This window comes from Exiguobacterium acetylicum (genome assembly GCF_019890935.1).
Classification (GTDB): Bacteria; Bacillota; Bacilli; order Exiguobacteriales; family Exiguobacteriaceae; genus Exiguobacterium_A; species Exiguobacterium_A abrahamii.
On the sequence record NZ_CP082333.1, the window covers coordinates 1,879,148 to 1,903,079 of the forward strand.

Below are 23,932 nucleotides of genomic sequence, written 5' to 3' on the forward strand. Positions count from 1 at the left end.
GTAATTAAAACAATCACAAGATGATTACAGAATGACTTTTTTTAGATTTCTTCCTACGGATCGATTCCAGTTAATTTTTGCAATTGCATGAAGGGTATCGCTATAATGTAAACGAAGCATCAATTGGGATGAGGGAGGATTTTGTGATGGAATTGAGACGTCGAACATTACGTCATGTCGATCAAGCTGAGTATGATCATTTCTTGAAGTATGGCGAGCAAGCATATGGACTGACTCCGCAAGAAATCAAAGGGTATGACCATGAGCTTGGAGAAGAGCGGGCTTTTGATTCCGTCGAGCACAGTTATCCTGAAGATTATTACTTTGATATCGTTGAAGCGGATACGATCGTGGGGCGGGTTCTGCTCTTAAAAATGGGTCACTACTTCCAACTCGACTTCATGGTGTTTGATCCCTACACGCGTCGGGGTCTAGCTACTCAAGCAGTTGCTGAAGCATTGACGTATTCTGGGGTACTAGATCGTCACGAAGTACGCGCGCGCGTCCTTGATCAATCACCGCACGCTTCGTTTGCAAAACGTATTTTAGAAGCGAATGATTTTACATCGACAGAAAACTATTTCGTCAAAGGAAGACGTCGTCGGTATTCGCTGCAACGAATGAGCTAAAGACCGTCCGAAAGACCATGAAACTCATGGTCTTTTTTTAATGTCCTCATCGCTTCATCACCTTTGACAGTTGATCGATTTCAGCGTACAATTTTCATCTGTATGAACAGAAAGGAGTACATCTCATGAACGAATGGTTATGGATCCCTTCCATTTTTTTAACGATGGGATTATTGATTTTCAGTTATTATTTATTTGGTAAGACAGGATTGTTGATGTGGATTGCCATCGCAACAATCATTGCAAACATCCAAGTCACACAAACCGTCGATATTTTTGGTTTCGTCTTTACGTTAGGGAATGTCGTATATGGCAGTTGTTATCTAGCGACAGATATCCTCAATGAAAAATACGGAAAGCAGGTCGCTCGTAAAGGCGTCTATATGGGGTTCTTCTCCTTGATCACGACAACCGTCCTGATGCAGTTCAGTCTCTTATATACACCACTTGCTGATAAAGCTGCACTCGAAACATCCGATTCCTTGCATTTATTGTTTGGACTCTTACCATGGATTGCTATTGGTAGTCTTGCCGCTTATCTTGTCTCGCAACTATTCGATGTCTTTATTTATTCAAAGATCCGTCAGAAGACAGGCGAACGGAAGCTTTGGTTACGGACGACAGGGTCAACTGTATTAAGTCAATTGCTTGATACGTTGACGTTTTGTGCGATCGCCTTTCACGATATGCCCTTCTCCATCTGGTGGCAAATCTTCATTACGACGTATCTCGCGAAATTCGTCGTCGCTTGGTTTGCGACACCATTCATGTATTTAGCAAAACGCATCCATCCGACGAAACAATCGACAGACGCTGCTGCATGACCTAAAAAAAACTAGAAGCCTTGACGAAATTGTCGGATAATGGGAGTGGAGGTGCCTACATGAAAATCAAACGGAATGAACCATTTCGATATACGCTGAAAAAACCAATAACAGGTGAATTTCATTTATTGAAAAATGACCAGCGTACTCCTAATGGATTGATGAAAATCCATAATATCTCACCGAACGGACTAGCAATCAGCACAGAACTAAAACTTCCACTCCTCAAATCAATGAAAATCGTTGTTGAGTTCTCATTGATCGAGGGTCAAGAACCTTTGTGCATCGAAGGTCAGTTATTGCATGAGAAGCCAGTGGGTCCCGAAAGACTGTATGGCATCCGCCTCAATCCGTCACCGACAGATCGTGATACGATCATCGCTCAGGTTAAACAAGTCGCTCAATTGGAGCGATAATTTATAAGGAAAGGGTGGCAGATCATCATTCTGCCACCCTTTCCTTATAAAAAATGACGCGTCACACGCAACTTCTATAGGAACAGCGCATTTATGCGCTTCAAAGACAACCAAGACCCGCTTTCCTGCTTCATTCAAGCAGGAAAGCGGGTCTTGTGTCTCGCCTGAGAAAGCGGCGTGAAAAGACGCGTCATTCTTTTTTTGAGTCAGCCCTCTGTTTTATGCTTAGATGAATCACCCTTCAAACGTACGGAAGACGACGGCTTCATAAGGTCGAAGCGTGAGTTCATCGGTAACAACGGACTCCTCATAGTTTCCGATGACCCGGTCTGACGTATCATGCGTAGACGGAATATTCACATCATGATCCGCAAACGAACAGTAGACATACCATGTCTCCCCTTCAAGCGTTCGTGAGTAGGCGTAAACTTCTGGATGATCTTCGAGTAAGAGTTCATAGCGACCATAGACGACGAGCTCATGGTCATGTCGTAGACGAATCAACTGTTGATAGTAATAAAAGATGGATTGCTCATCTGCAAGCGCCTGTTCGACGTTAATTTCCGGATAGTTCGGATTGACCTTCAACCATGGTGTTCCCGTTGAGAAACCAGCGTTCTTCGACGCATCCCACTGCATCGGTGTCCGCGCATTGTCACGTCCTTTGACATGGATGGAACGTAGTAGTTCAGCCGGTGAAGCTCCTTGTTCCGTACGTTCTTTCCACATGTTCCGAATTTCGATATCTTCATAGTCCGCAATGTCTTCAAAAGCGACGTTCGTCATGCCGATTTCCTCGCCTTGATAGATATATGGCGTCCCTTTTAACAAATGCAATAATGTAGCAAGCATTTTAGCTGACTCGACGCGGTACGTCGTGTCATTTCCGAATCGACTGACGACGCGGGGTTGATCGTGGTTGTTCCAATAGAGCGAGTTCCAGCCCGTCTCATGTAAGGCCGTCTGCCATTTGGTGAAGTTTTGCTTGAGTTTAAGTAAATCAAACGGAATGACGTCCCATTTCCCATTCGGACCTGAATCAAGATCCATATGTTCGAACGTAAAGACCATGTTGACCTCTTTACGTGCTGGATCCGTGTAAAGAATGGCATCATCCGTCGTCGCTCCTGGCATCTCACCGACTGTCAGGACATCGTATTTACCGAAGGAAGCTTCATTCATCTCGTGTAAAAATTCATGGACACGTGGTCCATTGATATAATGTTCCCCACCATCTCCATACAGTGCTCCTGGATGGACCGTCGCATCTGGTAAGCCGGGTGTCTTCGAAATCAAGTTGATGACGTCCATTCGGAAACCATCAATCCCTCGATCCAACCAACGACGAATCATCCCGTACACATCGTGACGCATCTGCTCATTTTCCCAGTTCAAGTCAGGCTGCTTCTTCGAGAATAAGTGAAGATAGTACTCATTTGTTGTTTCATCATATTCCCAGGCAGGTCCAGAGAAAATCGATCCCCAGTTGTTTGGTAGAGAACCGTCTGGATTTGCCGGGCGCCACATATAATAATCCCGATATGGATTGTCCTTGCTTTGACGCGATTCCGCGAACCACTGATGTTCATCTGACGAATGATTGATGACGAGGTCCATGACGATTTTGATATCTCGTGCATGTGCCTCATCTAAAAGACGATCAAAATCATCCATCGTTCCGAATTCCTTCATGATGGCTTCATAATCACGAATATCATAGCCATTATCGTCATTCGGTGAATCATAGACAGGACTTAGCCAAATGACGTCGATACCAAGTGTCTTCAAATAATCCAACTTTTCGATGATTCCGTTCAAATCACCGATTCCATCCCCATTCGAATCATTATAACTACGTGGGTAAATTTGATAAACGACACTATCATGCCACCATTTACGTTCCATCCTCAACACTCTCCTCTTTTATGTACGTAACGTGCTACATATTGAGCAAACGATTGCATCAATTTTTAAAAGCGCTTTCAATTATCACAACGTCATCTTAACATGTCCATGAGAGGTGCTCAAGCAAGAACCTTAACATATTTGATATCATGAAATATGAAATCCAAGTGTTTACTGCATCCAATATGATGGGAAAGAAAGGTATGAGAAAGGAGTGTGGACAAATGTATCGTCGATATTTGCTCTTCCTTGTCTGGGCGATTGCCATTGTCTTCATCTTATTATTTGGAAATAATCGTGTCTTTCCAGAAGGTTTCTTAATTTCGTTTTTACGTTTCGACCAAAGTCAATTTGATACATCCGCGTTAAGTTTATTTGCCTTACTCGGTATTTATCCGTTCGCTTTCTTTTTACTATTTCTAGATGAGAAACGATTCATGCGCCCCGGACCGCTCGTCGCAAGTATTGGATCGTTCTTCTTAGGTGCCTTCGTGTTGATGCCTTATGTCGCCCTCGCTATTCCAAGGAAAACGTTTCTTCCTTTTCGTCGTCGCGGGTGGATTCCGACCGTCGTCGCCTTACTTAGCGTCGTGACGACATTATTGCTTTGGATTGCTCTTGCTCGATCGGATTGGAGTATATTCCGCATCTACTTTGAGACCAATCAATTCGTTCGAACGATGACCGTCGATTTGTTATTATTCTACATTCTGCAAGTCTATCTGCTCCGGCGCATTCGTCTTCGGAATGCACAATCATTAGAGTGGCAAGACGTGATTCCACTCTTTGGCTTATTTCGTTATCTATTCGCAAGACATTTACCGACATCCTCAAAATCTTAATTTATGGTACAATGAAATTTGGATTTTTCGAAAAGGAGATGTCATCCGATGGAACAATATCATGCACTTTGCGAACACATTTTGGAACACGGAACAAAAAAGGAAGACCGGACGGGAACGGGAACACTCAGCGTGTTTGGTCACCAAATGCGCTTCTCCCTTCAAGATGGTTTTCCTCTCATTACGACGAAAAAGTTACATATGAAGTCGATCATCCATGAGTTGATTTGGTTCATCTCGGGTGATACGAATATTCGTTATCTACAGGAAAATGGTGTGCGGATTTGGAACGAATGGGCCGATGAGAACGGAGATTTAGGTCCTGTTTACGGGGCACAATGGCGCTCTTTTCCACGTCCAGATGGCACGACGGTCGATCAGCTGGCACAAGTCATTGAACAGATCAAAACGAATCCGGATTCTCGTCGTTTGATCGTCAGTGCTTGGAATCCTGGACAAGTCGATGAGATGGCTTTACCACCTTGTCATCTCTTGTTCCAATTTTATGTCGCTGACGGAAAACTATCATGCCAATTGTATCAACGTTCAGCTGATGTTTTCCTAGGCGTACCATTTAATATTGCATCTTATGCGTTACTGACACATATGATTGCTCATGTGTGTGGACTTGAGGTTGGTGACTTCGTTCATACGCTCGGTGACGCTCATATCTATTCAAATCATATTGAACAAGTTAATCTTCAGTTGACGCGTACCCCGAAAAAATTACCGACGCTGCGCTTCGCTCGAACAGTCGATCGTATCGAAGACTTCCGCTTCGAAGACATCATCATTGAAGGCTATGATCCTGATCCGCACATTAAAGGTGTGGTAGCCGTATGATCACACATATCGTAGCGTATACGAAAAATCATGTCATCGGTCGTGACAATGCGATGCCTTGGCACCTTCCAGCTGATTTGGCTCACTTCAAGCGTACGACGATTGGCAAACCGATCATCATGGGACGAAAGACGTTCGAATCCATCGGACGACCGTTGCCCGGTCGAGAGAACATCGTCATTACGCGCGATCAGACGTTTGCAGCCGAAGGTGTAACGGTATGGCATGATCTATCTGCTTTACAACCATACGTCGATTCAGAAGAAGAAGTCTTTTTGATTGGTGGTGGAGAATTGTTTGCTCAAACGCTTCCTCTTGCTCGCCGCCTGTATGTCACTGAAATTGATACGGTTCTTTCTGGAGATGTACATTATCCCGAAATCCCATCTTCATTTCAGATTACTTCCGAAACACATTATGATGCGGTCGAGGGCAACGATTATCCGTTCATCATTCGTCGATATGATCAGTAACCAAAAAACAGCCACATTGCTCCGTATAACGGACGAATGTGGCTGTTTTTTTAAGGAATTTGCATGATCCATTCAGCAATCCATTCCTCCATATCAGAATCGATCTGTGAGGTCATGATATAGTCTGTCGCACCGCATGATAGCGCCTTGGCTAAACGATCGTCTTCTTGATCCGTCACGACCAAAGAATCAATGATTGATTCCCGTTGTTGTCTCCACTCCTCTAATCGTACAAAGTTCTCGCTTGCTAACTGATCAAGTGAAAGAATCGCCAATTGTATTGGCGACGTCCGTTGATCATCTAACGAAATCACCTCAATATGGTATTTCGGATGATCCGGCATATCAAGCGTATGTACCTGTTTAAGGAGTCCTTGCTCGACACGGATATAGACCGGTATTTTTTCGATCGATATCGCTGTCGAATAGGACACCACTTGATTACGACCGTTACGTTTCGCTTGATACAGAGCTTCATCTGCCTCCGCTGTTGCTTGCGCCAGAGATGTGTGGAGATCAAAAGCAAAGGAGAGACCAATCGAAACCGTTACTTTTAATCCGTTCGCAAAAATATGACGCTCGACACGTTCGCGAATTTTATTTATACTCGCAACGGCTTGCGGTACTGTTTCTGCTGAAAACAATAAGATGAATTCTTCACCACCGAAACGAATGAATTCATCGTCGAGACGAGCAGCTTGTTGAACGACGGTAGCTAGTTCGGAGAGGACCAAATCCCCCGTTGGATGTCCATGTAAATCATTGATCCGCTTAAAATGATCGATATCAAAAATCGCTAACCCAAATGTCCGCTGTTCACGCTCGAGACGTGCTACGCGACGATCAAAAGCATTTTGGAGGTATTTCCGGTTGTAAGCTCCCGTCAGTTCATCGACCAGAATCGTCGAAGATACGACCCTTAATTTTCGTAAGAGTCTCGCTAGACGAACATGTCGTTCTTCATTCGTCACTGTCTCATCCCAGTAGTCATCGGCTCCCATCTCAAAGCTGTTTTGACGAATGTCAGACCGGTTCGGACCTACGATGATGACGGGAACGAATGCTGACTCCATTTGTTTGATCAGTTTTTGAGTCAACTCTAAGGATTCCGCGATAGATGCATGGTCGATGATGACAGCATCCATAGCAATATCATGTGATATCGACATCGTGTCTTCCACCGAACTGAAGAATCGTGACATATAGCGCTCCTGTTCGAGCGATTTCTTCCATTTGATATTCTCAAGAAAACGTCTTGTCACAGTGACGACCAATTCTTTTCGGATCCGATTGGCGCGTGAGCGTTCAGACAACTGATCGACGATTGGCCGCAGTAATTCTTTAACGATCGGCTGAGTGATGACCGCATTCATTTGCTCCCACGTCGCTTTTTCCCGACTCACTTGATCGGCAAGTCCTTTAAACAGTTCCTCTCTCCCGAGCCCTTCAAGCCAGCTTGCTAATGCGAGCAATTCTGTCCGTGGCACGGTCGGCATCCGAAGTAACGTCTCCACCATGATGATCGTCTGTTGTAATTGTTTTTCTATCCGTTTTCGACTCCGTTCCATCCAATCCCCTCTCTTTCTATACATCCGAAGAACCGTCCTCGGATAAAGAGAAAGCGAGGGAATTCCCCCGCTTTTTCAACTCACGCTTTTAAATTCGGACGGACCATATCTGCTGGTACGATCCATTGATCATATTGTTCTTCTGTTAGTAGACCAGTCGCAAGTGCTGCTTCTTTTAAGGTTGACCCGGATTGATGCGCTGCCTTTGCAATTTTCGCTGCATTCTCATATCCGATGTGCGGATTGAGTGCAGTGACGAGCATCAACGAACGTTCGACGTTCTCAGCGATGACGGATTGTTCTGGTTCGATTCCGATCGCACAGTGGTCATTGAACGAATGCAAGGCGTCTGTCAGTAAACGAACTGATTGTATGAAGTTATACATGATGACCGGCTTGAAGACGTTTAGTTCGAAGTTTCCTTGACTTGCAGCAAAACCAATCGTCGCATCGTTTCCAAGGACTTGCGCAGCGACCATCGTCAACGCTTCACTTTGAGTCGGATTGACTTTCCCCGGCATGATTGAGCTTCCCGGCTCATTTTCTGGAATCGTGATTTCGCCGATTCCTGCTCGTGGACCTGATGCGAGCCAGCGAACGTCGTTTGCGATCTTCATCGCGTCCATCGCTAACGCTTTGACCGCACCATGCGTAAAGACGAGTTGATCGTGGCTTGTTAGGGCGTGGAATTTGTTTTCCGCGCTCGTGAATTCATATCCCGTTTCTTCACTCATCTTTTGCGCAGCCAAATCACCAAACTCAGGATGTGCGTTGATGCCCGTCCCGACTGCCGTACCGCCGATTGCTAATTCCGTTAACGGATCAAGCGTCCGCTCGATCATCTGCTTCGAAAGTGCAAGCATCCGGACCCAACCGCTGATTTCTTGACCGAGTGTGATCGGTGTAGCATCTTGCAAGTGTGTCCGTCCGATCTTGACGATATCTGCAAACGCGTTTGCTTTTTCGTCAAGTGTCGCATGCAACGCATCGATTGCTGGGAATAGTGATTCTAGCAAAACTGTCTTCGCCGCTAAATGCATCGCTGTCGGATATGTATCATTTGAACTTTGTGATTTGTTGACGTCATCATTCGGATGAATCGTCGTCTCACTGCCTTGTTCTTTTAACTTGCGTGTCGCGACCCGAGCGATCACTTCGTTGACGTTCATATTGGACTGTGTACCTGAACCCGTTTGCCAAACGACAAGCGGAAACTCATCATCGAATTTCCCCGCGATGATCTCGTCACACACTTCAGCGATGACAACCGCTTTTTCTGCCTCGAGCACGCCCAAGTCGCGGTTCGCAAGCGCCGCTCCTTTTTTCAGGACTGCAAAGGCACGAATGACTTCAATCGGCATTTTTTCCGTTCCGATCTTAAAGTTCTCCAGACTACGTTGCGTTTGTGCGCCCCATTCCTGCGCTTCTGGTACACGAATTTCCCCCATCGTGTCACGTTCTACACGGTATTCCATAAACAAATTCCCCCTTTTGATTATTTCTCTTTTAGTTTAACGCAAAAGTAGACGGAATGGGAATGAGAGAGACAGTTTTGGGGAATAGTTTATTATCGAAAAAGGAGTGAAGATTTCATGTGGTTGATTAACTTAACGATTGTACTGCTTTTGATTCTAGCAAACGGTATTTTTGCGATGACTGAACTCGCTTTACTTTCCTCAAAACGGTCGAAATTAGAGAAAGCAGCGAATGATGGCAAAAAGTCAGCCCATGTTGCGTTAGAGTTACTCGATCGACCAACCGATCTGTTATCGACTGTTCAAGTCGGCATCACGTTAATCGGCATCGTCAATGGTGCATTTGGAGGTGCTGCTCTCTCAGGACCGGTCATCAATTGGCTGGCTCAATTCGCCTGGCTCGCCCCTTATGCCAGTACGATCGGCTATATTCTCGTCGTGACGATCATTACCTATATTTCGCTCGTCATCGGTGAACTCGTTCCTAAGCGTGTCGCCCTTGTCAGTCCAGAACGGGTCACGATGTGGCTTGCCCCTCCGATGCGCTTTTTCTCAATCATTCTTCGACCGTTCATTTGGGTTCTAAGTAAGTCGACCAGTTCCATCTTCCGTTTGATTGGTCTGGATCGACTGCAAACAGAAGACGAGACGGAAGACGAAGTTCGGCAATTACTGATTCGTGGTACGCAAGAAGGAACTTTCAATCGGTCAGAAGCGGAGCAAGTCTCTCGTGTGTTTGATTTTCATGATTTGTATGCGTACGAACTGATGGAGCCGCGTACCGTTACCGAATGGATTGACTTAGCGGATGACTCCGATACGATCTTACAAGAGCTCCGGCAAGCGCGACATCGAAACTTACCGGTTGGTCATGGTGATTTGGATCACTTCGTCGGTTTCATCGATGCGAAAGAGGTGCTATCAACGGAACGACCTGTTCAAGAACTTGAACGGCTGATTCAATCACCGCTGATCGTTCCCCGTCAATTAAAAGCAACTGTCTTGCTTGAACGGATGCGCAAAGAGACGGTATCCATCGCCTTTGTTCTTGATGAATACGGTGGTTTCCTCGGCATGATCACCTTATTCGACATCCTCGAAGCATTCGTTGGCGAAATTTCAAGCGTTGAGGAAGAACCGGAACTCGTCATGCGAAAGGATGGCTCCTTCCTCGCGGATGGTCTATTGCACATCGATGACTTGAAACGGACACTTGGCTATACAGAAGATTTACCCGGTGAACAGTTAAACGCCTATCATACGGTTGCTGGTTTAATCCTATATACGTTAGGTGATGTCCCCTCCCGTGGGAGTACTGTCGAAATTGGACCGTACCGGTTTGAAGTCGTTGATTTAGACGGACGACGCGTCGACCAAATTTTAATTGAGCGCATCGAACATGAACAAACACCCCTATCGTGAGGATAGGGGTGTTTGTCGTCAATCATGCTTCATATAATCGTAACGCCTCTCGTGCGACACGATCTGCTTTGTTCTCCGACCGTGGAATCCACTTCACGAAAGCGAGTGGTAAGAGTTGATAACGCGCAAAGGCAGGATCAAAGATCGTCTGCGTTCGTTTGTTCTTGACGAATTCACGTTCGACCGCGAGTGCAACTGCTTCTGAATCCGTCCGAAATGAAATGACGCTCTCGCCTTGTGCGATCAGTTCGTGCGCCCACTCAACGGCTTTTGCAAAAGCAATAAATTCTGCTTCATGATTGTTGATCGCTTGAATTTGATACATTTTTTCCGTGACTTCGCCCTCGGAATTTTTACTAAACAGTCCAACCGCCGCTTCATCATTTGAAGGACGGACCGTACCGTCAAAATATAGTTCAACCATGTTCAATTGCCGCCTCGATTCCTTTTCGTATCGCTTGTTCATCCAGCCCTTTCCCAATGAAGACGAGCGTCGTCTTTGGTTGTTCGCTAAATGCCTCTCTGATTGCTGTTCCATAAATCATGCCAGTACCTTGTAAAATGACCTTTCGATCCGTATCTGCAAAATGAATGATCCCTTTATAGCGATAGAGGTCTTCCGCGTACGCTTCTAACACCTCACGTAGGACCATGCCGAATCGATTTCGGTTCAAGGGTCGTTCCTCGACGATCGTCAATGCCGTGAAATCCTCAACCGATTGATGAATCTGATCCGTTTGTTGACTGAGTCGTACTTGCTCTTCTTTTGGAAAATGGAACGTTTCAAACAGTCGATCCGACTCAAGTTGAGCCTGTTCCGTTTCAATGATAGCTGCAGAAGGATTTCGTTCGCGCAGTAAAGCGGACAACGTTTCGCGCTTTGACTCGTCGATCAAATCCATTTTATTCAAGATCAGGACGTCAGCAAAGCCGATTTGTTTCACATTTTCTTGGAACATCAGTTGACGTTCCAAGTGATACGCATCGATGACCGTAACGACACTGGAAATCTGATAGGACTGTTCAACAGCCGGCTCAAAGTAGAATGTCTGTAGAATCGGTCCTGGATCCGCAACGCCTGTCGTCTCAATCAATAATCGATCAAACGATAACTCTCCATCTCGACGGCGTTTTGCAATCCGTAGCAACGCATCTCGTAAATCACCGCGAATCGAACAACAAATGCAACCATTCGTCAATTCGATCATCTCTTCGTCACTTCGTTCAATCAATGCTTCATCAATATGAACAGAACCTACTTCATTGACGAGCAAGGCAAACTTTTCTGTCGGTTGAGAAACGAGATGATTGAGTAGCGTAGTTTTACCGGCACCTAAAAAACCAGTAATGACGGTCGTACGTATTTTGTCTTGCATGATTTCACTCCTTAGCGTCCTTGTTGCTGACGCCATTTTTCTTTTCGTGCATCGAGTAGATCAATCGCATGAAGATACCAAGCATCTGTCGTTTGCGGCGTAACACTTGATCCCCACTCGCGTTTACCATGGTGTGATAATACCATATGCATGAGACGGTGATAAACAGCACGCGGTAATCGGATATCTTCTTCTCGAAGTGTTTGTTCGAGAACAAAACAACCATATGGCATATGACCCATCAATACACCGTCCGGATCAAGCGCAATACCTGCCAGTTCTTCCTCTTCCTCTGTTACTTGCAACAGTCTTGAAAAACGATCTGTCGATGCACCAGCATGCGTATACTCCCATAGCTTTCCGATGTCGTGCAGTAAAATACCGAGCAACAACTCATTCGGATTCGGTCGTTGATCTAACAGAGCAATCCCTTTTGCTGCTTGATAGAGAGCATCAAAACTGTCATCCCAAGAAAATTGACGTATCTCTCGTTCAGCTGCTTGGAATAGTTCATTTTTATGATCGGCTTCTGCTTCTTGAATACATTTGAGTAGCGTCAAGTATGGTTGTTCACTATCACAGATTCCTCGACCAATCGTCATCATACAAGCAGTATGTTTCAGCAACCCGCCGATATAGGCATGATGATGAAACAGAGCAGCCGGTCGTGTCGAAAAGTCCGCCCAGTACTGTCGCAGAATCGAGAGCGCGATTTCTTGGTAAGGAGAATCAAGTTGACCGACTAGTCCAAGCAACTGATCACGATACGTTTCAAGCGATTCATCTGCTGGTAACTGTGGTAGGAACTGCATCGGTGAGGCATCATGGATCGGAGTGACGCGCTGAACGGTCAATGACTTGTTTCCGGATTGCGGCGGATATTCCTCTACCTTTGCCTCGACCCGAACGATTCGTGTTTCGAGATATGGACGAAGTGCTTCTTCTGCCGTTCCTTGATTGATCCACTGTTTTCCCTTACAAGATCCAGCAGGTGAGTTGAATGTGAACTGCAGCCACTCTCGTCCGGTTTGACCTGTGCGGATTTCACCCGAGGCAACGAGTAACACTTCTTCAATTCGTTCACCCGAAGCAAGCGTCTCTATCGAAAGTCCAATCGGTTGATTCGATTGATGGATGGAAAAAGTATCATTTCCATAAGAAGGCATTTTCACTTCCGGAAGTGCTTTGAATAATTGAATCACGTCATCTCACTCCTTTTTCTTCACTCATATCATAGCAGACACGATTTCATCACGACTACTAGCAAACAGATATTGTAAGCGTTTTCTAAATGAATTATGATGAAACTGGAAGTCCATTTTATGTTTAAGGAGGAGAAACGATGATTCGACCACTTACTCAACTATACAGTGAAGCTGTTGGCACACTCGATCAATGGACGGTATCCGAAATCGTGACCCGCGATCAAATTCGGCAAGCTGTCCAGTTGTACGATCCATATCAAATGCATACGTCATATGCTTTGGAACATTTGTTGATTCATGAATTGCGTGAGGCTTGTCATTATGTCCAAGAACAAGGGCTAACGTTGGCTGATGCGCAAACAGAGCTTCTCATCCTCTCTGCTTTCCAAAGTGATGCCGGCTATCAAGCAGAAGAAATTCAAGATATGTCTCCCACTGCAATCAAACGGCACTTGTCTTCGCTAGACGCCGCCTTTAACCGACTATTACATCAACTGTTTTTACATCAATCGCAACCAGACATCCTCTGTCAGCGATTCATGACGATCCTTTCAGGTGCGGTCGCCACAAAATGTGCAATCCGTGCTAAACGCTTCAAAGAATCGACACTTGTTCATCCATAAAAAAAATCCTGACTCATGTGAGTCAGGATTTTTCATTCAACGACCTGGCATTCCAGCTCCTTGATTGATTTTGTATGAAAATGCGGCGTTCCGCTTCGTCATATTCTATAGTCATCATCCCAAACTATTCAAGCCCTGTCAATTCTTTTCTAAAAAAAAGTGGACCGATTTTCGATTGAAAATCAGTCCGAATGGAAGAGTGAATAATTACCATGGCAATGCTTGATTTCATCATACAATGCTATGGAAGCGTTTACAACCCTTTTTCGTTAAATTTTTTCAAGAAAATATTCGTTTGCGAGTGGCAAGTGGATGACTTCGATTCCACTCTGTCGCATGAGATTCAATCCGTCCCCGTATTCATACCCTGTCGAATAAACGACACGATCGATTTTAGAAGCGATGAGCGCTAAACTACACGCATGACACGGACTATGTGTGACATAAGCTGTTGCATGACGCGCGCTCGTCGAATCGGCTGCTAGCTTACCGAGCGCGTTGATTTCAGCATGAATCTCGTGTTGCTTCGACCATTCATGGTGTTCTTCCTGATTTTCGCACCGATAGAAGAGAATCCCGTTTCGTTCAACCGATTCTTCAACAATCGGGTGGTCAGGACGTGATGTATAGAGAATACCATCTTGCTTTAAGTAAATTTCGTTGCAATTTACATGCTGACTAGGTGTTCCGTTTATTCCGATCGAAATCGGCTTTTCATCTTTGACGATGACACAGGCAACGGATTTTGAGGCACATTTTGAATGACGGTCTGCCATCATCCGTGCGAATAATAACCATGTCGTATCCCATTTCAACTGCTTCTCTTCGTTATTCATTCAAAATCTCCTTTCATGAAGGAAAGGAACACGAAATGTCGTGTTCCTTAGTATGGTCGATTCGGTAATTCTCTGCTTTTTGAGGCGACTTCGATGACTTTTTGTTTCAATTCATTCTCCATTCGCTCTAGTTCATGCTCTGCGTCGCGGCGCTTTTGTTTTCCTTCTTGTTGGATGCGTAATGTCTCATCCAGTGTCTCGATCAAGTTTTGGTGCGCCACTTTTAACGATTCAACGGATACGATGCCTTTCTCGTTTTCTTCTGCAATTTCGATTGAAGATTCCTTCAGCAACTTCGAATTTTGCTCAAGTAACTGGTTCGTCGTATTGGTGACATCCTTCTGCATTTCAAGCGCTGCCTTTTGACGCGACAGACTCAAAGATAGAACAACTTGGTTCTTCCAAAGTGGAATCGTATTGACGACTGCTGATTCAATTTTTTCCGCTAGAATTTGGTTATTTTGTTGAATGACACGAATTTGCGGTGCCATCTGCAAGCTAATCGTTCGGGATAATTTTAAATCATGGATTTTCTTTTCAAAACGATCCGTCAATTGAATCAAGTCATTCAATTCCTGTAATTTTGTTTGATCCCGCGATACCTCGACTTCCGTTCGTAGCGGTTCGATTTCATGTTGACGAACGTGAGCGATTTTCGTCTCGCCAGCTGCAATATAGACGTTTAATTCTTCAAAATAACGCTTATTCTTTTGATACATTTGATCGAGTAACGTGATGTCTTTCATCAATCCAAATTTTGATCGATCAAGATTGTGTACGACTTCTTCGAGATAAGCGCTCATTTTCTCGTATTGTAAGAAATACGTTTCCGCTTTTTTCTTCGCCCGACCAATGACCGGCACGTTCGACCAGAAGCTCTTTTTTTCTTGAAGCGTATCTGGATCCATTTGGCGGACACGCTGCATTAAGTCACTCAGTAATTTCCCTGCTTCTCCGCCGTCCTTCATCTTCACTTCACTTAAGACTTGATCAGAGAATTGGGATAGTTCACGCTGGACGGGCGCCCCGAATTGCATGACGGCATCCGTTTTTTGTAGATCGATCACCTGCAGTAGACGTTCGATCTTTTGTCGTTGTTCTGCCGGAACATCCGAAGGAATCATTTCTTCGACAGGGCGAGCCGGCATTTTGGGCGGTGTCTCCGCTACGTTTAAGTCGACCGACGGATCAGAAATTGTCGGTTGATCTTGCTCATCAGGCCATTGTTGCCATGTATCTTTATCAGAATGGGTCATGTCGGTAACTCTCCTCCTGTTTTCGTTGTTCAGTCTCTTGCGTCAACACCTTTTCAATCGTTAAGAGTTCCCGTTCTAAATCAACGGTATCCCCTTCAAGCAACAAGGTTTGTTGTTGCTTTAATTTTTGTCCGATCATTTTCAAGTTCGAAATCAATTGATTTTTCGTATCCAATTGAACTTGAGCGCCACGGCGTTCCAAATCGGCATATTTTTCTGAAATCGACAATAAGGAATCCAGATAAAACGTAAAGAAGTCCCGAACTTTTTTGACGTCGCGTGGACTTTCATATAACTCCTCGAACAAGACATGTGCTTCCCGTGAGACGATCCGCATCTCACTTCTGATTTCACCATCTCGAATCGAGGGAACGATTTGATCGTACGTCTGGATTTTTGTGAATCCTTCTTCGATCGTCCGTTGCAATACTTGAAGTTCTAAATCATCCGTCTCTTCAAATCGGCGTGTCGCCCGTTCCGGTTTTAAAATGACACTTCCGACGAACTCATCTTCGTCATCAAGTAGTAATTTCTTTTTCACATTTTTTCGCTTGATTTCGGTCGATTTCCGTTCTGTCCGATATCGTCGACCTGGTTTTGTTCGATAACCGCTCCAAATGAACCACAAACCAAGAGCGATGAAGATTCCCGAGAAGTTGAACGTATCGGCCAATTGTAGAAATACGAACATCATACCGATGGAACCAAATATCCACCATGAAGACTTCATGTCATCCCCTCTTCCTTCGTACTGATTCTTCTATCAGGTTTACGTGTCTTTATTTTAACATTACGTAACGTCTAACAAAAAGTTTCCCGTTTTTCCGAAATGTTACGCCTCGTGTATTTATATTTCAACATACTTTTAAAAATATCGCATCAGACCGAAGAATGAGCTGTCCGTTCTTTCTTTCGGATGATTCTTTTGACAACAAATAAGGTAGCCAACAAAATTGTCGACTACCTTAAAAAGTGATCTATTATCCGAACAATGGCCATACAAGGATGATCAAAATCGCGATTGGACTCAAGTAACAAACACTCACACGCCACACAGGCACAATTTTTTTCATGAATGGACTCGTCACGAGTTCCTGTTCGACAAGAGCTCGATCGAGCTTGTACCCAGCAAAAATCGAAATCAGTAAAGCACCAATCGGCATTAAAATATTCGAGACAAGAAAATCAACGCTGTCAAAGAACGTTTTCCCCATGAATTGAGCATCACTCAACATACCGAACGAGAGTGCGGACGGAATTCCGACGATCGCAATCGCAAGTGTCGCGAACCATGTCGTCCGCTTTTTATCACGCGATGTCGCATTCTCCTTACGATCCGTTAATGAAGCAACAACGACCTCAAGCATAGCGATCGATGACGTGATCGATGCGAAAGCAAATAGAAGGAAGAACAGTGTTAAGAACAACGAGCCAAACTGGATCTGACTGAAGACAGTCGGCAATACGATGAAAAGCAATGCCGGTCCTTCTGCAGGGTCAAGACCCGAAGCAAAAACAGCTGGGAAAATCGCGAATCCAGCTAATAATGAGACGGCGACATTCATCGCGACGATCCATGCGGCGGAACGATTAATCTCGCCACGTTCCTTCATGTAGGAAGCATACGTCAGCATCGCCGATACACCGAGCGATAAGGAGAAGAACGCTTGACCAAGCGCACTCAGGACAGAAGTTCGGTTGAGGGCAGAAAAATCAGGCTGTATGAAGAATTTAACACCTTCCATTACACCATCAAGTGTCAATGATCGAACAACAAGGATGATGAAGCACACGAATAATAATGGCATCATGATTTTACTCATTTTTTCAATACCGGATTGAACACCACGTAAGACGATCCAACATGTCAAAGCGAGGAAAATCAATTGCCCTGAAATGACATATAAGGGTGAGGCGGAAATCGTTCCGAACAATTCACCAAGCGCACCACTGTCCATCGTCGTTAGGCGACCTGTGAAACCAAGAATGGTATAAATCAAGACCCATCCTCCGATGACGCTGTAGAAAGAGAGCAACAAGAAACAGGCGATGACACCCAGTACACCAATGAATGTGAACTTCTTATGACCAAGTGCCGAGAACGCTTGAAGTGCTGTTTTTCCACTCGTACGACCGATTAAAAACTCGGCAATTAAAACGGGCAGTCCAAGTAATAGGGTAAACACGAGGAACAAGAGTAAAAACGCGCCTCCTCCGTTCGTTCCAGTCGTGTACGGGAATTTCCAGATGGCCCCCAGACCAATGGCGGATCCCGCTGCTGCTAAAATAAATCCAACTTTTGAAGCCCATGCGTTTCCTTTCATGGTGCTCCACCTCCTTTTCAAAATACTTTTTCATTGTACAGAAAGAACCATTGAAAGTCATCCTTTATCAAATATTTTCTTTAAAGCGTCAAAGCATAACCGCATATATGTACTGAAAGATAAAAAAGAAGACCGTTTTTTTATAACGACCTTCTTTTCATTCAATACTTTATTATTGTGTGCCTCCATACATACGCAGATACTCCGGCAATACTTTAACTGTAACCGGTGTATGGATGGCTTTCTCACCATCTGTATCGATCACTTTTGCGTCTTTTGTTTTCAACTGAAACCCACTCGTCAAGATATGTGTAAAGGAAGGATCATTGGCAAGACCGATTTTTTGAAGAATCACATCTCGAATGGTTGTCAAGTTTACTTCATCGACGATCACTAAATCAAGTTTCCCGTCATTATAGGCTCCATCTGATAAGTTCGTCTCGATTCCACCGAGCGATTCTCCGTTTGCCGCAAGAATGAGAACCGCTTCGCCGGTCATGTGACGACCTTCATCTAAAATCAGTTCATACTCGAAGGGTTGTGCTTCTAGACTTGAGCGAATCGTTGATAGATAATATCCCATCTTCCCGAGGCGTGCTTTTTCTTCTGTATCGATGCCAATCGATGCCTCTGCGACAAGACCGACACCAAGGAAATTCAAGAAATAGCTATTTTCGACTTGTCCGAGATCGACCTGAACAACGTGTTGCATCGCGATCGCTTCTGCAGCAAGGCGAGGAGCCATCGGTAAGCCAAGCGTTCGAGCGAAGTCGTTACAGGTCCCTCCAGGAATGATGCCGAGTATCGGGCGATCATCCAGTTTTGCGATCCCGTTGATTGTCTCAAACACCGTTCCATCTCCACCGATGACGACGACCGCATCAAATGCGGACGAATCTTCCGCAAATTGCATCGCATCTCCAGCTTGCTTCGTATTCTTGATGACGATTTCATCGAATAATGTACTTAATGGTTCGATGACTTCTCCAAGTAAACCCGTGCCGTTCGTCCCAGCTGTCGGGTTACTGATCAGTAAAAGTTTCATTGAATGACGCCTTCCTTCTTCAGGTAATCACGGGCGACCTCATTCGCCGTCTTCCCGCCGTATGCGACAGCTTCATTCATTTTTGACATCTCTTCATCTGAAATTTTACCTGACAATTGCTCAAGTGCTTGTTTTACTTCTGGATACTCCTCGATCGTCTCTTGTCGCAGAAGAGGAGCTCCTTCATATGGAGGGAATAGTTGCTGATCGTCTTTTAAAACGACCATGTCGTATTTCGCAATCTCCGGATCTGTCGAGTAAGCATCAATGACATCGATCTCACCTGACTCAATTGCTTTATAGCGCAATTTTGGTTCCATCGTGACTACTTTCTGGAAATTGACATCATATTTATCTTGAATCCCTTTATACCCATCCTGTCGATCCTTAAATTCTAACGTGAATCCAGCCGTCAACTGATTCGCGACCTGTTTTAAATCAGAGATCGTCTTCAAATCGTAACGGTCTGCTAATTTCTTTGGAACAGCTACAGCATAGGTATTGTTATAGTTCATAGGTGGTAGCAAGGCTAAATCTTGTTTTTCAAGACCGGCTTTTGCCTGTTCATACACTTCTTTTGCATCATTCGACTTCGGTTTTTCATTCGTCAAACTAGCGAGCACCGTTCCTGTAAACTCTGGATACGCATCGATATCACCTGATTCGAGTGCCTTATAGACGAAGGTCGTCTTCCCGAAGTTCGGTTTGACCTGTACCGTCAAATCCGTTTCATCTTCAATGACGATCTTATACATGTTCATTAAAATTTCCGGTTCTACACCTAGTTTTCCAGCGACGACGAGATCTGGTCGTTCACTGCGACCGAAGGCAAAAGGTGCGACGACGATCGCAACCATCAAGACGACTGCCGTCACGAGACGTGCTGTTTGTCGTTTACGTGTCGCTACTTCCGTTTGACGTAATAAGCCATCAAATAAAAGCGCGAGCAGGGCTGCCGGAATCGCACCGAGCAATAATAGATAGTTATCGTTACGGTCAATCCCGAGGAGAATGATCGAGCCCAATCCTCCAGCACCGATCAGGGCGGCAATCGTCGCTGTACCAATGATCAGTACCATCGCGGTTCGAATCCCGGCCATCATGATAGGTAAAGCTAGCGGGAGCTCGACTTTCCAAAGGCTCTGCATCGGAGTCATCCCACATGCGCGTGCCGCTTCCTTAATCGAAGGATCGACTTCGGCAAGCCCTGTATAAGTGTTTCGAACGATCGGTAATAAAGAATACAAGACAAGTGCAATGATCGACGGTACTGTACCGATCCCGACAAGCGGTATCATCAAGCCGAGTAATGCGAGTGATGGAATCGTTTGGATGACTGAGGTCACACCAATCGACCACTCACTCAAACGTTTGTTACGTGATAAGTAAATCCCAAGCGGAATAGCGATCACACAGGCAATGAGCAAGGAGATGACAGATAATTGGATATGTTCGATCAACGCTTGAAGCAGTTCGCTTTTTCGGTCTTGATACGTCTCCAGTAATCCGTTCATTCGATATTCCCCCTGACTTGACGCATGAATTCTTGAACGAACGGATCGTTACTTGCTAGTACCTCGTCCTTCGTACCGATGAAAGCAATCTCTCCAGCGTTCATCAAACAGATGCGACTGCCTAGTTTCAACGCTTCGTTCATGTCATGCGTGACGAACAAAATTGTTTTGCCAAGCTCTTCGTTTAGATGCAATAAATCATTTTGTAATTGTTCCCGTGAAATGGGATCAAGCGCAGAAAATGGTTCGTCCATCAAGATGACGTCTTGTTCTGCTGCGAGTGCCCGCATGACCCCAACCCGTTGTTGCTGTCCACCAGAGAGTTCACTTGGATATTTTTTCTTAAGTGAGGTATTTAACCCAGTCAAACGAAATAATTCATCGACCCGTTGTGCTACTTTCTCCTTATTCCACTTCAATAACTCAGGCACGACGCTGACGTTCTCCTCAATCGTCATATGTGGAAAGAGGGCAATCTGTTGTAAGACATAGCCAATTCGCCGACGGAGTTCATGTTCATTGATCGACATGATCGGTTCACCATCGATCCAAATTTGTCCTTCCGTATGATCAATCAATCGATTGACCATTTTCATCGTCGTAGTTTTACCGCATCCTGAAGGACCGATCAAACAAAAAATCTCACCTTGTTCAACCGTAAAATTCACGTGTTGCACTGCCTTTGTTCCGTCTGCATACGTTTTGCCGACATCCTTGAATTCAATCACGAACCATCCCTCGTTTCCCGGTTTATTATCTTTGTAAAATTCCCCTTTCTTAGACATTCTAAAACCTATTCCATCCACTCTTTCCCCTGTTTTCTAAATCCTTCATCGAACAGATCGTTCTTTTATTCTTCCTCAAAACAAAAAAGACGATGGAAACTATCCATCGCCTAACCATATACTGCTCTTATTCGAACGTCACCGTAACTTGGCGGCGACCCCATTCTAAAGCTTCTTGTTTTGAACCGACAAGAAGATCCATGATTTTCCCGCGGATCGCACCACCTGTATCGAGCGCAATCGCATCGCCGAAACCTTCTACGTGTACCTTAGTTCCGAGCGGTACGACCGATGGATCGACAGCAACGATGCGACGTCCTTCGTATGTAATCGTATTCGTGACGTCATAACCCGATGCCGTTAAGGCACGACCATTATACAAACGACTTCCATTGTTTTCTGGATTCGTCGTATATGCTGTCGTCTCAAACGTTTCCGTACGCTTTGTGGAACGGTCAGCGTTTGCTTGTGTTCGACTTTGTTTCTTTACCTGTCGTGCTTCCTTTTTGGCTTCTTGTACTGCTTTTGCTTTTTGCTCTGCTTTTGCTTTTTGCTCTGCTTCTACTTTTTGCTTAGCTAAGGCTTTTAGACGCGCTTGTTTTTTCGCCTCTGCTTGTTCACGCTTCTCTTGAGCAGCTTGACGCTTCATCTCTAATGGATTTTGTACAATCGTTTTCTCCGTACCGATCCCGATTTGTGCTGCCGACGCTTCATGATGTGGCAAAAGAATAAATATGAATCCCGCTAAACAAAGGGATAAAAGGAATGATGTTCGTTTCATGTTGATGCCAACCTTTCTCGCCGTTTTACGACCCGCACAACGTATCACGGTGACAAATAGTTTGAAAAGCGAACACTATGAATTGAAATATATCTGTCAAAAAGTAACGAAATGGTTACACGCTTACAAAAAACGCTCTCAATCGTTGTGTATCAACGTTTTTATATTTTGTAACCGTTCTGTTACGAATTAACTCTTGTTACTCTTTTGTAATAAATGTATCTTTTCGATGTTTTCAGTCATTTTGTCCAATTCTTCAAAAATCAAAAGAATGTAGGATTTCATTATTATTCAGTTCGCTGGATGAACATAAAAAAACACACCAATTATATGGTGTGCTGAGTTTGCAAACAAGATGGTCCTGCGGAACCAGTTGTTCCAATATGATGGTGATCTCTCTTACCCATCATTGAAAGTCCTCCTCCTTCTTCGTTTCTACTTTTTTATACCGAAAGAAAGAGGAGAGAAGCGTTTTGTTCACTCGAAATCGCTTCCTAGGGAAAAACAAGCAGGAGCGATCCTGCAACGAAGTGAAGCGGCGCGATGCTTGTCCCAGGAAAACGATTCGAGATGAACAAAAAAAGCGCAGTCTTTCTCGTTAAGAGAAAAATTACGCTTTGTCTTAAGTCTGAGCAAACCAATTATGTGGTGTGCTTCCATGTATTATTTTGTTTTACGTTCTAACAATTCGATCTCTGACTTTAATAAGACTTGTTTTTCAAACTCTAAGCCGAGTGCCTCAAAGTTTTTCGTGTGGGATACATCACCAACGACCGTATTTGTCAATACTGCCGTTACTTCCGCTACCCAGCCTTCTTTCGTTTTTACCATATCGCCAACGATATAATCGAATAACTCTTCTGTTTCTTCCATTTGACTCATCTCCTGACACGTTCAATTACAGTTAATCATATAAAATAACGACCGAAAAAGCTAGTCACGCGTCAATTGAGCTAAGAACTGGCGCAAGATTTTAGCGGTTAATCCCCAAATCAGATAATCCCCGTGCTCATAAAAGTGCTCCGTGACTGTATACGTACGATCCAGATAGGCTTCTCGATTCGCCATGCGTTCGGTCGGCACTTCCTTACCGGGGCGAATCCGCCACTCCATATCTCCTTTGATTGGCTTCGAAGTCATCAATTCCGTTAATGACACGAGAAAGACATGATCGACTTCGGCCGGAGAAGGATTAAAGTCTGTCGCATGGAGAATACCAAGATACGGGTAAATGATCGACCGGTTCGGTGTCACGAGTGGTTCAAGCGTTCCAATCACTTCGATCTCAGAAGCACTGACATTTAATTCTTCGACCGTTTCGCGGACAGCTGCTGCTTTCGGTAATTCACCGCCATCGATCCTACCACCCGGAAAAGCGATTTCACCTGGTTGCGAACGTAATGTCTTGGCTCTCACTTGAAATAACAAATAGACTTCGCCATCCTGCTCGACTAACGGAACGAGTACAGCCGCCGCATGACGAGGTAATCGTTCTTCAGAATCTACGTAATGCTTTCGGATATCGGCTAAGTTCACCTGTTTCATCGCCCTTCTTGTGCAACATGTTGGTACGCTTCTTCCAGATGGCGCATACGGACGATAAGATCCGCATTTTTAGCAATCCGGTCCGATAAAATCGATCCTGCTACCGTCTTGTAATAGGCGTTTAACGCATGTCGTTTCGTCAGATGTGCCTCATTCTGACGGATATATTCTTTAAAATTCGCAATCAATCGTTCTGTCGTAAAAAGTTGTTCGTTCACAAGTTTCATCCTTTCACACGTCTAGCG

The 23,932-nt window shown here is 44.6% G+C and carries 25 protein-coding genes; 8 read left to right on the forward strand and 17 right to left on the reverse strand.

The window, feature by feature from the left end:
- Positions 1–146: 146 nt before the first annotated feature.
- The 3 genes from K7G97_RS09890 (at position 147) to K7G97_RS09900 (ending at position 1,869) form a co-directional block, all read left to right on the forward strand.
- Complete coding sequence (locus K7G97_RS09890; RefSeq protein WP_223040493.1) at positions 147–629, forward strand: GNAT family N-acetyltransferase; 483 nt, start codon at positions 147–149, stop codon at positions 627–629.
- Positions 630–754: 125 nt separating this feature from the next.
- Positions 755–1,453: a queuosine precursor transporter gene (locus tag K7G97_RS09895; RefSeq protein WP_223040494.1), complete on the forward strand. Its 699-nt coding sequence runs from the start codon at positions 755–757 to the stop codon at positions 1,451–1,453.
- 59 nt (positions 1,454–1,512) lie between these two features.
- Entirely contained in the window at positions 1,513–1,869 is a 357-nt protein-coding gene (locus tag K7G97_RS09900; RefSeq protein WP_223040495.1) for a PilZ domain-containing protein, read from the forward strand.
- A 234-nt stretch (positions 1,870–2,103) separates the two neighbouring features.
- On the opposite strand, the gene K7G97_RS09905 is transcribed toward K7G97_RS09900, so the two are convergent.
- On the reverse strand, positions 2,104–3,774 hold the full coding sequence (locus K7G97_RS09905) for a glycoside hydrolase family 13 protein (protein WP_223040496.1): 1,671 nt from the start codon (positions 3,772–3,774) through the stop codon (positions 2,104–2,106).
- Between the two features lie 224 nt (positions 3,775–3,998).
- On the opposite strand from K7G97_RS09905, the gene K7G97_RS09910 reads away from it, so the two are divergent.
- From K7G97_RS09910 to K7G97_RS09920, 3 genes are read left to right on the forward strand one after another with little or no spacing between them, the layout of a single operon-like run.
- Positions 3,999–4,616 carry a hypothetical protein gene (locus K7G97_RS09910; RefSeq protein WP_223040497.1) on the forward strand — a complete coding sequence of 206 codons (618 nt, stop codon included), beginning with the start codon at positions 3,999–4,001 and terminating at the stop codon, positions 4,614–4,616.
- A 48-nt stretch (positions 4,617–4,664) separates the two neighbouring features.
- Positions 4,665–5,459 carry a thymidylate synthase gene (locus tag K7G97_RS09915; protein ID WP_055968468.1) on the forward strand — a complete coding sequence of 265 codons (795 nt, stop codon included), beginning with the start codon at positions 4,665–4,667 and terminating at the stop codon, positions 5,457–5,459.
- The gene (locus K7G97_RS09920; protein WP_064299692.1) at positions 5,456–5,932 is read left to right on the forward strand and encodes a dihydrofolate reductase; all 477 of its coding nucleotides are present in this window, start codon (positions 5,456–5,458) and stop codon (positions 5,930–5,932) included. The genes K7G97_RS09915 and K7G97_RS09920 overlap by 4 nt, the downstream gene beginning before the upstream one ends.
- 50 nt (positions 5,933–5,982) lie before the next feature.
- Here the strand turns inward: K7G97_RS09920 and K7G97_RS09925 are convergent, their stop codons facing one another.
- Positions 5,983–7,500 (reverse strand): GGDEF domain-containing protein, encoded by a 1,518-nt coding sequence (locus K7G97_RS09925; protein ID WP_223040498.1) that lies wholly within the window; start codon positions 7,498–7,500, stop codon positions 5,983–5,985.
- Between the two features lie 80 nt (positions 7,501–7,580).
- The gene (gene fumC, locus K7G97_RS09930) at positions 7,581–8,975 is read right to left on the reverse strand and encodes a class II fumarate hydratase (protein ID WP_223040499.1); all 1,395 of its coding nucleotides are present in this window, start codon (positions 8,973–8,975) and stop codon (positions 7,581–7,583) included.
- Positions 8,976–9,092: 117 nt separating this feature from the next.
- On the opposite strand from fumC, the gene K7G97_RS09935 reads away from it, so the two are divergent.
- Positions 9,093–10,397, forward strand: a complete 1,305-nt coding sequence (locus K7G97_RS09935; RefSeq protein WP_223040500.1) for a hemolysin family protein — start codon at positions 9,093–9,095, stop codon at positions 10,395–10,397.
- A gap of 22 nt (positions 10,398–10,419) precedes the next feature.
- Here K7G97_RS09935 and K7G97_RS09940 read toward each other — a convergent pair whose 3' ends face one another.
- From K7G97_RS09940 to K7G97_RS09950, 3 genes are read right to left on the reverse strand one after another with little or no spacing between them, the layout of a single operon-like run.
- Positions 10,420–10,821: a reverse transcriptase-like protein gene (locus K7G97_RS09940; RefSeq protein ID WP_064299690.1), complete on the reverse strand. Its 402-nt coding sequence runs from the start codon at positions 10,819–10,821 to the stop codon at positions 10,420–10,422.
- On the reverse strand, positions 10,814–11,773 hold the full coding sequence (locus K7G97_RS09945; protein WP_223040501.1) for a CobW family GTP-binding protein: 960 nt from the start codon (positions 11,771–11,773) through the stop codon (positions 10,814–10,816). Before K7G97_RS09945 ends, K7G97_RS09940 begins: the two co-directional genes overlap by 8 nt.
- Before the next feature lie 11 nt (positions 11,774–11,784).
- Entirely contained in the window at positions 11,785–12,975 is a 1,191-nt protein-coding gene (locus K7G97_RS09950) for an HD domain-containing protein (RefSeq protein ID WP_223040502.1), read from the reverse strand.
- A gap of 140 nt (positions 12,976–13,115) precedes the next feature.
- Here K7G97_RS09950 and K7G97_RS09955 point away from each other — a divergent pair, with 140 nt between their 5' ends.
- Positions 13,116–13,601, forward strand: coding sequence for a hypothetical protein (locus K7G97_RS09955; RefSeq protein WP_223040503.1), 486 nt, complete (start codon positions 13,116–13,118; stop codon positions 13,599–13,601).
- Positions 13,602–13,870: 269 nt separating this feature from the next.
- Here the strand turns inward: K7G97_RS09955 and K7G97_RS09960 are convergent, their stop codons facing one another.
- The 11 genes from K7G97_RS09960 to yvfG all read right to left on the reverse strand — a co-directional run bounded on the left by K7G97_RS09960 (position 13,871) and on the right by yvfG (position 23,905).
- Complete coding sequence (locus tag K7G97_RS09960) at positions 13,871–14,437, reverse strand: deoxycytidylate deaminase (protein ID WP_195864829.1); 567 nt, start codon at positions 14,435–14,437, stop codon at positions 13,871–13,873.
- A gap of 47 nt (positions 14,438–14,484) precedes the next feature.
- Positions 14,485–15,693 carry a toxic anion resistance protein gene (locus K7G97_RS09965; RefSeq protein ID WP_023468594.1) on the reverse strand — a complete coding sequence of 403 codons (1,209 nt, stop codon included), beginning with the start codon at positions 15,691–15,693 and terminating at the stop codon, positions 14,485–14,487.
- Positions 15,680–16,423 (reverse strand): 5-bromo-4-chloroindolyl phosphate hydrolysis family protein, encoded by a 744-nt coding sequence (locus tag K7G97_RS09970; protein ID WP_050677413.1) that lies wholly within the window; start codon positions 16,421–16,423, stop codon positions 15,680–15,682. The genes K7G97_RS09965 and K7G97_RS09970 overlap by 14 nt, the downstream gene beginning before the upstream one ends.
- A 250-nt stretch (positions 16,424–16,673) precedes the next feature.
- Positions 16,674–18,017, reverse strand: coding sequence for a sodium-dependent transporter (locus K7G97_RS09975; RefSeq protein ID WP_223040504.1), 1,344 nt, complete (start codon positions 18,015–18,017; stop codon positions 16,674–16,676).
- 172 nt (positions 18,018–18,189) lie between these two features.
- Positions 18,190–19,062, reverse strand: a complete 873-nt coding sequence (locus K7G97_RS09980; RefSeq protein WP_195864827.1) for a diacylglycerol/lipid kinase family protein — start codon at positions 19,060–19,062, stop codon at positions 18,190–18,192.
- Complete coding sequence (locus tag K7G97_RS09985) at positions 19,059–20,576, reverse strand: ABC transporter permease/substrate-binding protein (RefSeq protein WP_223040505.1); 1,518 nt, start codon at positions 20,574–20,576, stop codon at positions 19,059–19,061. Before K7G97_RS09985 ends, K7G97_RS09980 begins: the two co-directional genes overlap by 4 nt.
- The gene (locus K7G97_RS09990; RefSeq protein WP_223040506.1) at positions 20,573–21,304 is read right to left on the reverse strand and encodes an ABC transporter ATP-binding protein; all 732 of its coding nucleotides are present in this window, start codon (positions 21,302–21,304) and stop codon (positions 20,573–20,575) included. Before K7G97_RS09990 ends, K7G97_RS09985 begins: the two co-directional genes overlap by 4 nt.
- A 184-nt stretch (positions 21,305–21,488) precedes the next feature.
- Positions 21,489–22,142: a 3D domain-containing protein gene (locus tag K7G97_RS17585; RefSeq protein WP_223040507.1), complete on the reverse strand. Its 654-nt coding sequence runs from the start codon at positions 22,140–22,142 to the stop codon at positions 21,489–21,491.
- Positions 22,143–22,805: 663 nt separating this feature from the next.
- Positions 22,806–23,015: a hypothetical protein gene (locus K7G97_RS10000; protein ID WP_023468601.1), complete on the reverse strand. Its 210-nt coding sequence runs from the start codon at positions 23,013–23,015 to the stop codon at positions 22,806–22,808.
- Positions 23,016–23,075: 60 nt separating this feature from the next.
- Positions 23,076–23,687, reverse strand: coding sequence for an NUDIX hydrolase (locus K7G97_RS10005; protein WP_023468602.1), 612 nt, complete (start codon positions 23,685–23,687; stop codon positions 23,076–23,078).
- A complete protein-coding gene (gene yvfG, locus K7G97_RS10010) occupies positions 23,684–23,905 on the reverse strand; it encodes a protein YvfG (RefSeq protein ID WP_023468603.1) in 222 nt (73 codons plus the stop codon). Before yvfG ends, K7G97_RS10005 begins: the two co-directional genes overlap by 4 nt.
- Positions 23,906–23,932 lie beyond the last annotated feature (27 nt).

Bases quoted from the DNA above. Each gene is read 5' to 3' on its own strand.
- K7G97_RS09970 (WP_050677413.1), bottom strand. From the start codon at position 16,423: ATGAAGTCTTCATGGTGGATATTTGGTTCCATCGGTATGATGTTCGTA.
- K7G97_RS09980 (WP_195864827.1), bottom strand. From the start codon at position 19,062: ATGAAACTTTTACTGATCAGTAACCCGACAGCTGGGACGAACGGCACG.
- K7G97_RS09985 (WP_223040505.1), bottom strand. From the start codon at position 20,576: ATGAACGGATTACTGGAGACGTATCAAGACCGAAAAAGCGAACTGCTT.
- K7G97_RS09940 (WP_064299690.1), bottom strand. From the start codon at position 10,821: ATGGTTGAACTATATTTTGACGGTACGGTCCGTCCTTCAAATGATGAA.
- K7G97_RS09955 (WP_223040503.1), top strand. From the start codon at position 13,116: ATGATTCGACCACTTACTCAACTATACAGTGAAGCTGTTGGCACACTC.
- K7G97_RS09965 (WP_023468594.1), bottom strand. From the start codon at position 15,693: ATGACCCATTCTGATAAAGATACATGGCAACAATGGCCTGATGAGCAA.
- K7G97_RS09920 (WP_064299692.1), top strand. From the start codon at position 5,456: ATGATCACACATATCGTAGCGTATACGAAAAATCATGTCATCGGTCGT.
- fumC (WP_223040499.1), bottom strand. From the start codon at position 8,975: ATGGAATACCGTGTAGAACGTGACACGATGGGGGAAATTCGTGTACCA.
- K7G97_RS09935 (WP_223040500.1), top strand. From the start codon at position 9,093: ATGTGGTTGATTAACTTAACGATTGTACTGCTTTTGATTCTAGCAAAC.
- K7G97_RS09900 (WP_223040495.1), top strand. From the start codon at position 1,513: ATGAAAATCAAACGGAATGAACCATTTCGATATACGCTGAAAAAACCA.
- K7G97_RS10000 (WP_023468601.1), bottom strand. From the start codon at position 23,015: ATGGAAGAAACAGAAGAGTTATTCGATTATATCGTTGGCGATATGGTA.
- K7G97_RS09925 (WP_223040498.1), bottom strand. From the start codon at position 7,500: ATGGAACGGAGTCGAAAACGGATAGAAAAACAATTACAACAGACGATC.
- K7G97_RS09890 (WP_223040493.1), top strand. From the start codon at position 147: ATGGAATTGAGACGTCGAACATTACGTCATGTCGATCAAGCTGAGTAT.
- K7G97_RS09975 (WP_223040504.1), bottom strand. From the start codon at position 18,017: ATGAAAGGAAACGCATGGGCTTCAAAAGTTGGATTTATTTTAGCAGCA.
- K7G97_RS17585 (WP_223040507.1), bottom strand. From the start codon at position 22,142: ATGAAACGAACATCATTCCTTTTATCCCTTTGTTTAGCGGGATTCATA.
- K7G97_RS09945 (WP_223040501.1), bottom strand. From the start codon at position 11,773: ATGCAAGACAAAATACGTACGACCGTCATTACTGGTTTTTTAGGTGCC.
- K7G97_RS09910 (WP_223040497.1), top strand. From the start codon at position 3,999: ATGTATCGTCGATATTTGCTCTTCCTTGTCTGGGCGATTGCCATTGTC.
- K7G97_RS09895 (WP_223040494.1), top strand. From the start codon at position 755: ATGAACGAATGGTTATGGATCCCTTCCATTTTTTTAACGATGGGATTA.
- K7G97_RS09905 (WP_223040496.1), bottom strand. From the start codon at position 3,774: ATGGAACGTAAATGGTGGCATGATAGTGTCGTTTATCAAATTTACCCA.
- K7G97_RS10005 (WP_023468602.1), bottom strand. From the start codon at position 23,687: ATGAAACAGGTGAACTTAGCCGATATCCGAAAGCATTACGTAGATTCT.
- K7G97_RS09915 (WP_055968468.1), top strand. From the start codon at position 4,665: ATGGAACAATATCATGCACTTTGCGAACACATTTTGGAACACGGAACA.
- K7G97_RS09960 (WP_195864829.1), bottom strand. From the start codon at position 14,437: ATGAATAACGAAGAGAAGCAGTTGAAATGGGATACGACATGGTTATTA.